The following is an 8,305-nucleotide window of genomic DNA, read 5'->3' on the forward strand; positions in this document are numbered from 1 at the left end:
GTTGCCGGCGCCCCCGAGAACGTCCACTGAACTCCCGCCGGTCGTGATGGTGTCATTGCCCGCGCCAGTGTCGAGCGTCAGCAGGCTATCTTGAGTCGCGGTCGTGATCTTGTCCGCGAAACTGGTCCCGAGAACATATTCAAGCGTCTCGAAATTCTGGATCGTGCCGCCGCCGATCGTCGCGGAACCGCCGACAAGCGTGCCGGTGTTCAAAGTAACGCCCGAGGTCGCCCCCCCAAGCGACAGGTGCAAAGTGTCGTCGCCGCTGCCTCCGTCGGCGTCGTCGCCGTAGCCAACCGAGACATAGTCGTCGCCGCCGCCGCCGTTCACGACGTCATGCTCGAGGCCAACGTCGTCGGCGAAGGTGCTCGAATTGGGCAGGAAGTCGGCCGAACCCAGCCTGTCGTCGACACTGCCACCGTTGATGTGATCGGCACCGGCTCCGCCGGCGATCGTATTGCCACTGTCAGCGGCCGTTATGGTGTCATTGCCCGCGTCGCCGTCAACCAGCCCGCCGTAATAGGTGTACTGCATCACGATCGTGTCGTTGCCGGTTCCACCATTCGTGGTCCCATGCGCGTAGATCGTATCGTTGCCCGCTCCTCCGTCCGCCCGCGCGAAGGTGTTGGAGTTCGTATAGAGCGTGTCGTTGCCGGCGCCGCCAAGGACCGCGTTTAGATACTGACTGTTGCGCCCGTCGACGATGTCGTCCCCGTCGCCGCCGTCCAGGGTCCCAGTGTAATAGCCGGCGATCAAATGATCGTTGCCGCCCATGCCGAGCACCGTGCCGAAGGTGCTATAGCCAAACGAACGATCTTCCGCGTTGATTGTATCGTCGAAATTGCTCCCCTGAACCCAAACCAGATTCTCGACATCCTTGATGACGCCGCCGCCGATCGTCTGAGATGCCAGGCTGAAATCTGCCGTGATGCCCGAGGGGGCACCCAGGAATGAGATGCTGAAGTAATCGCCCTCATAGCCGTTGGCGCCACCATCGACATTATCGCCATAGCCGGCCCAGATATGGTCATCACCGGCGCCACCTGAAATTGTGTCGCGTTCCGTGCCAGTGTCGAGGGATGCTTCCTCATAATAGACATAGTAGCCGTTATCCCAGTCGGCCTGGACAGGACCCGACGCCAGGGCGTCGTCCCCATTTCCACCATTAAGGGTGTCTCTCCCGGCTTCGCCGGCAAGATGGTCGTTGCCGTCACCACCGCTCAATGTGTCATTGCCGGCTCCGCCACGGGCGTAGTCGTCGCTGCTGCCGCCGGTCCAGATGTCGTTGCCGTTCGTCCCCGTGAAAGTTGGCATGCCTCATTCCCCTTTGCGCAACCGCGCCGGCGGGCGGCGAGGCCTGATCAGCTTTGCAGGATGGCCAGTCGGACGAGCGGTCACGGCGCGAAGGACGGGCGCCAATGGCGATGCGACCAGGTTCTGAGCGATTCCCCTAAGCCTTTACTCACGCGAAATGACGTTCGCGCTGAGTGAGATGCTATCGGCGTGAGACAATAAGTAAAACACAAAAACGGTAAGTTCAGGCTCCAACATGCTGTTTTGGTCGCGCCCCTTTTTCTTCATCCTGGCTCGCTGTCCCACCGCGATCGAACGGACGTCGATCAGCAGACCCGTGCCTGACGCCGCCGTCCGACGGTGAAACGTCCACGCGGACGCGCTTGACTTCACGAATCAATGATGTCGCAATTCAGGTGAACAGCGGTTTCGGCAGCGGATTCCCGAGGGATCGAATGGCGGCGGCGGCAACGCAGTGCGAGCGGGGAACCACCCTGTTCATCCTGGCTCATCCGGACGACGAACTGGCCTTTGCGCCTGCACTTTATCGTCTTGCGCGCCAGGCGAAGCCGGTTCGTCTCATCTATCTTGCCGATGGTGCCTTGCGCAGCGCCTCCGCGGCGGTTCGCCATGCCGAAAGCGAGGCCGCTCTGGCGTCTATCGGAATTGACCGCTCAAGCTTGAGCTTCCTTGGCAGCCAGCAAGGCATCGAGGACGGTCATCTCTACAAGCATCTGTGCCGTGGGCTCGAAGCGATCGAGCGGCTGGTGCCGCCGAACGTCCCGATTGCCGGAATCTTCACCCTGGCATGGGAGGGCGGGCATCCCGACCATGACTCGGCCCATCTCATCGCCGCAGCCTTTGCCGCCAAGCGCGGGCTCGAAGAGGATGTCTGGCAGGTCGCGTTCTACCGTGCAGCCGATCGTCTCCCGGCGCCCGCCTTCAGCGTTTCCGCACCGCTCGCCGCCAATGGTCCGGTGCAGTCGTCAAAACTGACACTCGTCGAACGGCGGCTGGCAAGGCGAATGATGCGCCATTACCGCTCGCAATGGCGCTCGTTCATCGGACTTGGGCCGTTCATTATCTGGCGCTCGCTGACCCGGAGCCGGATCGAATGGCAGGCAGTCCGCTACGACCGCCTGAGCCAGCGTCCGACTGAACGCCCGCTCCTGTACGAGGTCCGCAATGGGATCGCGTTCGGCGAGCTCCTTGAACACTCAGCGGAGTTGCTGACGACCTGCCGCGCCTCTCTCCGAAGGATGGCTGAGGCATGAGGTTAGCCGCAGTCATCCCCTGCTACCGCTGCAGCAGGCACGCCGCGGAGGTCGTGTCCGCCGCTCTCGACGCCTTCGACCACGTCTTCGTCATCGACGACTGCTGCCCCGAGCGCACCGGCGACCTGATCGAGAAAAGCTTCGCAAGCCAGTTAGTGACCGTTCTGCGCAATCCGGAAAACCAGGGGGTCGGAGGTGCGACGATCGCTGGGTATCGCGCTGCTCTCAAGGCCGGCTATGACATTATCATCAAGATGGATGGCGACGGACAGATGGACCCGGAGTTCATTCCCGCGCTGCTTGCGCCGATCGTGTCCGGCGAAGCCGACTATACCAAGGGTAACCGCTTCTATCGGAAACGCGATATGAAGCGCATGCCCGTCACGCGCCTGATGGGCAATTCATTCTTGTCCCTGCTCAACAAGGCGTCCTCGGGATACTGGAACGTGATGGACCCTACCAACGGCTTTACTGCGCTCGGAAGGATTGCCGCGCGCGAGGTCGAATGGTCGAAGGTGTCGAAGCGGTACTTTTTCGAATCGGATCTGCTATTTCGCCTCAACATCGCGCGGGCGGTTGTCCAGGATGTTCCGATGCCGGCACGCTATGGGACAGAGAACAGCAATTTGCGGGTCTTCCGGGCAATCCCTACGTTCCTCATGGGTCATCTTCGCAATGGCATTCGCCGATTCTTCTACACCTACATCCTCCGCGACTTCAGCGTCGGCACGGTCCACACGATCGGCGGTCTGATATTGTTCGTCTTCGGCCTGACTTTTGGGACGATCACGTGGTGGCATAGCGCGGTCAGTGGCCAGGACACCTCGGTCGGCACGGTGATGATCGCGATGCTGCCGATCATCCTCGGCTTCCAATTGCTTCTGAACGCCCTTGCCTTCGATATTGCCAATGTGCCGACCCGGCCGCTCCAGAGAATCCTTTCTTCACCCCCTCGGCGTCGAGTGACCGACAATCCTCAACTCGAACTGAAAGATTGGCGTCGGCGCTGATGATAGGCAGAGTCATTCCTCGCCCGGTCTCGATCGTCTGGATCACGGCCGCCATAGCGACGCTTGCCGGACTTATCGGATTTGGCCTTTTTATCGCTGCCAGTCGCTCGGTCCTGCCAGGCGATCCCGGGCTATTCCGGGCCCGCATCGCGGTTGCCTTCGCCACCGGCAAGCTCGTCGAGAATTATGACCAGGAAGGCTCGACTACGATCGGCAGCCATCAATGGAATGATTGTCTCATCCTCGTCATGGCGTCGGACCAGCGCGGCGACCTTGCCCGGCTTGCCTTGTCGCCAATCCTGATGGACCTCGGCCCCGAGCCGAGCCTAACTACCAATCCCTGCGCCGTGCTGGGGGCTCTCAATCGTGGCGCAACACCTAACGGCAATCTCTATTATTACGACCGCTATCCGAATGGCGCAGTCATCCTTCTCCGAGCTCTGTTGCCGTACGCCAGCATCACGCGCATCCGGACGATCAATCGCGCGACGCAGTCGACACTGCTGCTTCTTGGGCTTGCACTGGCGCTTGCCGGCCTTGCGCGCAGGCGCGACGCAACGGCCTTCACGGTGATTGCCATCAGCAGTCTCGCGCTCATGCGCTACTTCGGCCTTGAATCTTTCTCGCAATCGCTTGGCCACGGCCCCGCGGATGCCGTGATTGCGGCGTATCTTGTGACCGTGGCCGCAATGGCCTTCGCTCCTGCCGGCCTCACCCTCACTGTCCTCGCCGCCGCCGTGTTCGGTGTCCTGACAATGATCTTCGAACTGTTCACCGGAGGCATTCCGATTGGCCTTGCAATGGTGATCGGACTCGCCCCGCTCGTCGCTTCGGCACGTGTCCGGCCTGTCGTGGCATCGAGCGCCGGGGGAGTCGCATTCCTATCGGCGGGAGCGATCTTCTATTTCGCAAAGATGCTCGCAACGATGATGACGGGTACCGGGGGCCTGGCCGGGGATGCGACCTCGCAAGTGCTTCGCCTGACGATATTCGATCCCTACGGCGAGTTGTCCGGTGGGAGAGGACCCGCCTTCGCCATTCATGAGACCATCCGCTCGATCGACGCGCTCACTGGGGGCATGTGGCTTCTTTCCGCGGGAACGCTGGCGATCGCCGCGCTTGCGGGCGGGTACGGGCTGTGGCGGTTGCGCCAGAGTGACGTCTCGCCAGCACTGCGCGAGAAATCGTTGCTGCTCGCGCTCTCGGCAGCCATCCCGGGTCTATGGTGCTTGTTCTTCCTCAACCTGATGATCGAGCACGCATGGTTCACCGACCGCGTATTCGTCTGGCCGATTGCGGTCGGTTTCGGCCTGTTCGCCCTGGCGTTGGTTGAAGAGCGAGGCAGCGGCCACATCGCCACTACTACGATCAAGTCCAAGCCGGCCTGACTCGGAAGGCCTGCTCGCCACGCCGCGCGCGCCTCCGCCACCGCCAGCGGCTCATCGGGGCTGCGGCGTCACGAATGCTGATTTCGTGTCATTTGCCTCGCGATGGCGTTGTGGTCACGGCGTTGCCGTCAACCTCTTGATCCAATGCTCGGTCGGCGGCGCGGGCACGTCGAACTTGCGGGAGATCTCGTCAGGGAGCGATCCTGGTAGCCAAACCGGCTAGCGAACCTGGTTCCGCCTTCCGCGGCCCGGGAAGGTCGCCGTGGAGCCTTCGGGCGCCGGCTGGGCAAGGTAGGCGAGCCGGCGCATCTCGCGCCGTCCGCGGGTGACGGTATCGAGGATCAGGCCAGCAAAACCGCACAGGACGGCGATGATGACTATGCCCGTGATCAGGATCGCGGTCGGAAAGCGCGGCACCAGGCCGGTATGCAGGTAAGTCACGACCAGCGGCACCGCGAGCAGCAGCGCAAGGACCACCAGCCACACGCCGATGCTGCCGAAGAACAGGGCCGGCCGCTCTGTGCGGTAGAGGGTCGTGATGGTCTTCAGGATGCGCCAGCCGTCGCGATAGGTCGACAACTTCGACTGGGAGCCTTCGGGACGCGCGGCGTAGACGGTCTCAACCTCGCCAACCGGCATCCGGAGCTCGAGCGCGTGGACGCTCATCTCGGTCTCGATCTCGAAGCCTGAAGAGAGAACCGGGAAGCTCTTCACGAACCGTCGCGAGAACACGCGGTAACCCGAGAAGATATCGCTGAAGCTACGGCCGAACAGCTTGGAGAGGATGCCCGTGAATAACCGATTGCCGAGCACGTGACCCCCGCGATAGGCCTCCCGTTGCTCGTGCTTTCGGATGCCGACGACCATGTCGAGTTGCTCATCCAGGAGCATCGCGACCATCGCCTGAGCCGCCTTGGGGTCATAGGTCAGATCGCCGTCAGCCATGATGTAGACATCGGCGTCAACGTCAGCGAACATCCGTCGGACGACATTGCCCTTGCCCTGCTGCCGCTCCGTGCGGACGATCGCACCGGCGGCGTAAGCAACCTCGCGCGTCCGGTCACTGCTGTTGTTGTCGTAGACGTAGACCGTCGCCACGGGCAACGCGTCGCGGAAGCCGGCGACCGTGGCCCCGATCGCTGCTTCCTCATTGTAGCACGGCAGAAGCACGGCGATGCGCGGTTGGTGCGTGCTTGCCAACATTCCCCCCATGCTCGTCACCCCCGCGAAGGCGCGGACCCAGCCTCCACCGGTGTTACTGGGTTCCTGCGCGCGCGGGAACGACGATTATTTCTTAGCCTTGGGAGGGGCCTTCCTGGCAGCAGGCTTCGCGGCGGCCGGCTTCTCTTCGGCCTTGGCTTCGGGAGCCTTGGACGCCGCCGCGTCCTTTACCGGCTTCGCAGGCTTGGGTTTAGCAGGAGCCTTCTCGACGGATCCCTTGGCCGGCTCTTCGGCGACAGGCGCGCCGTCGACCTCGGCTGCTTTCTTGGCCGCATCCTTCTTCGAAGCCGCCTTCTTCGCCTTCGGTTTTGAGTCATGCGAATGGTCATGGCCGCAATCCGGGCCGTGAACGTGGCCTTCCTCGCTCTCGAGGTCCGCCTCCAGCTCCGCCCGGGTCGCGGCCCGATCGGTGATGCTCGCCTTCGAGAACAGGAAGTCGACGACCTTGTCCTCGTAGAGCGGAGCGCGCAGCTGGGCAGCCGCCATTGGCTCCTGCTGGACATAGCGAAGGAACGCGTCGCGGTCCTTGCCCTGATATTGCGAGGCCGCCTGGGCGATCAGCGCCCGCATCTCCTGCTCATTGATCTCGACGCCGTTCTGCGCGCCGATCTCCGACAGCAGCAGGCCGAGTCGCACCCGGCGCTCGGCGATCTGGCGATACTCGCTCGTTTCCTTTTCGATCTCGGCAAGTGCGGCTTGCGGATCCTCTTCGTGGCTCGCTTCGTGGCGGAGCTGGGCAATGATGTTCTGGAACTCGGCGTCGACCATGCTCTCGGGCACTCCGAAGTCGTGCCGGCTGGCGAGCAGATCCAGAAGCTGCCGTTTCATGTGGGTGCGCGTCAGGCGGTTGAGTTCCTGCGTCTGCTGGTCGCGGATCAGGCCCTTGAGCTGGTCGAGGTCCTGAAGACCGAGCGACTTGGCGAAATCTTCGTCGACCTTGCGTTCGCTTGCGGTCTTCACCGCCTTGACCGTCGCGGTGAACACGGCCGCCTGGCCTTTCAGGTTCTCCGACGGATAATCGGCCGGGAAGGTGACGTTGAGGTCGCGTGTCTCGCCGACCCTGGCGCCGACGAGCTGGTCCTCGAAGCCCGGGATCAGCTGGCCCGAGCCAAGCTCGACCGCCATGTCCTCACCCTTGCCACCCTCGAACGCCTTGCCGCCGACCTTGCCTTCGAAGTCGATGACGACCTGGTCGCCGTTCGCGGCGGCCTGGCCTTCCGCGGCGTCCGTCCAGTCCTTGGACGAGTTGGCGAGCTGCTGCAGTTGCTCGTCAACCGCGGCTTCGTCGGCCTCAACGGTCAGGCGATCGATCGCAATATCCTCGATGTTCGCCGCCGGCACCTCGGGGAGAGCCTCCAGGCGGACCGTCACCTCGGCGTCCTTGCCCGGTTCATAGCCCTCGTCGAGCTCGACCTGCGGCTGCAACGCGGGACGGATGTTCTGCTCGGTCAGAAGCTGCTGGACCCCGTCCTGAACCGCGGTGTTGAGTGCATCGCCGCGCAGGCTCTCGCCGTGCATCTTGCGGATGAGGTTTGGCGGGACCTTGCCCGGACGGAATCCCGGCATACGCACCTGAGGAGCGATCCGCTTCACCTCGTCCTCGACCCGCGCCTCGATGTCCTCGGCGGGGATGGTCAGCATGAAGGCGCGCTTCAGGCCCTCGTTCTCGGTCTCGACGGTCTTGATGGTCACGATGCTCAGGTCCTGATGAAATTTGCAGTACGGCGCCGGTCAGGGGACCGGCGATTTTCGTCCTCGCCTGTCCCCCGGACAGGCTGTGGGCGAAAATGGTGCGCGCGAAGGGACTCGAACCCCCACATCTTTCGATACTGGAACCTAAATCCAGCGCGTCTACCAGTTCCGCCACGCGCGCGCGGCCCGACGAAGCGCCGCGCTATACCAGCCGTGCCGGGAGGGGCAACCCGTCGCAACCGCGTTCGTTGACCAGCAAAGGAGTCCCGCCGAATGCAAGACACGCCCCCGCAGCCGCCCCAGGCCCCCGAGCCGCCGCAAGCTCCGCAGCCTCCGCAACCTCCCCAGCCGCCTCAGCCGGGCCAGCCGACCGAGGCCCCGCCCGAGACTCCAGTCCGCGGACCAGACGTCGATGTCCCTTCGCCGT

General features: G+C 63.2%; 6 protein-coding genes and 1 tRNA gene. 3 read left to right on the forward strand and 4 right to left on the reverse strand.

Translation table 11 applies throughout. From position 1 onward, the window contains the following. Positions 1 to 1,314: calcium-binding protein (locus JOZ79_RS01105; RefSeq protein ID WP_294069401.1), on the reverse strand; the 1,314-nt coding region annotated here is incomplete at its 3' end. Positions 1,315 to 1,709: 395 nt separating this feature from the next. Here JOZ79_RS01105 and JOZ79_RS01110 point away from each other — a divergent pair. From JOZ79_RS01110 to JOZ79_RS01120, 3 genes are read left to right on the forward strand one after another with little or no spacing between them, the layout of a single operon-like run. Further along, complete coding sequence (locus tag JOZ79_RS01110) at positions 1,710 to 2,567, forward strand: PIG-L family deacetylase (RefSeq protein ID WP_294069403.1); 858 nt, start codon at positions 1,710 to 1,712, stop codon at positions 2,565 to 2,567. Then, on the forward strand, positions 2,564 to 3,577 hold the full coding sequence (locus tag JOZ79_RS01115) for a glycosyltransferase family 2 protein (RefSeq protein WP_294069406.1): 1,014 nt from the start codon (positions 2,564 to 2,566) through the stop codon (positions 3,575 to 3,577). The genes JOZ79_RS01110 and JOZ79_RS01115 overlap by 4 nt, the downstream gene beginning before the upstream one ends. Then, positions 3,577 to 4,965, forward strand: a complete 1,389-nt coding sequence (locus JOZ79_RS01120; protein WP_294069408.1) for a hypothetical protein — start codon at positions 3,577 to 3,579, stop codon at positions 4,963 to 4,965. The genes JOZ79_RS01115 and JOZ79_RS01120 overlap by 1 nt, the downstream gene beginning before the upstream one ends. A 219-nt stretch (positions 4,966 to 5,184) precedes the next feature. Here JOZ79_RS01120 and JOZ79_RS01125 read toward each other — a convergent pair whose 3' ends face one another. The 3 genes from JOZ79_RS01125 to JOZ79_RS01135 all read right to left on the reverse strand — a co-directional run bounded on the left by JOZ79_RS01125 (position 5,185) and on the right by JOZ79_RS01135 (position 8,059). Next, positions 5,185 to 6,168, reverse strand: a complete 984-nt coding sequence (locus JOZ79_RS01125) for a glycosyltransferase family 2 protein (RefSeq protein WP_294069410.1) — start codon at positions 6,166 to 6,168, stop codon at positions 5,185 to 5,187. Between the two features lie 84 nt (positions 6,169 to 6,252). Next, positions 6,253 to 7,872, reverse strand: coding sequence for a trigger factor (tig, locus tag JOZ79_RS01130; protein ID WP_294069413.1), 1,620 nt, complete (start codon positions 7,870 to 7,872; stop codon positions 6,253 to 6,255). A 102-nt stretch (positions 7,873 to 7,974) separates the two neighbouring features. Then, positions 7,975 to 8,059, reverse strand: a tRNA-Leu gene (locus JOZ79_RS01135). Positions 8,060 to 8,305: the final 246 nt, after the last annotated feature.

The organism is Sphingomonas sp., from assembly GCF_019242355.1.
Classification (GTDB): domain Bacteria; phylum Pseudomonadota; class Alphaproteobacteria; order Sphingomonadales; family Sphingomonadaceae; genus Sphingomicrobium.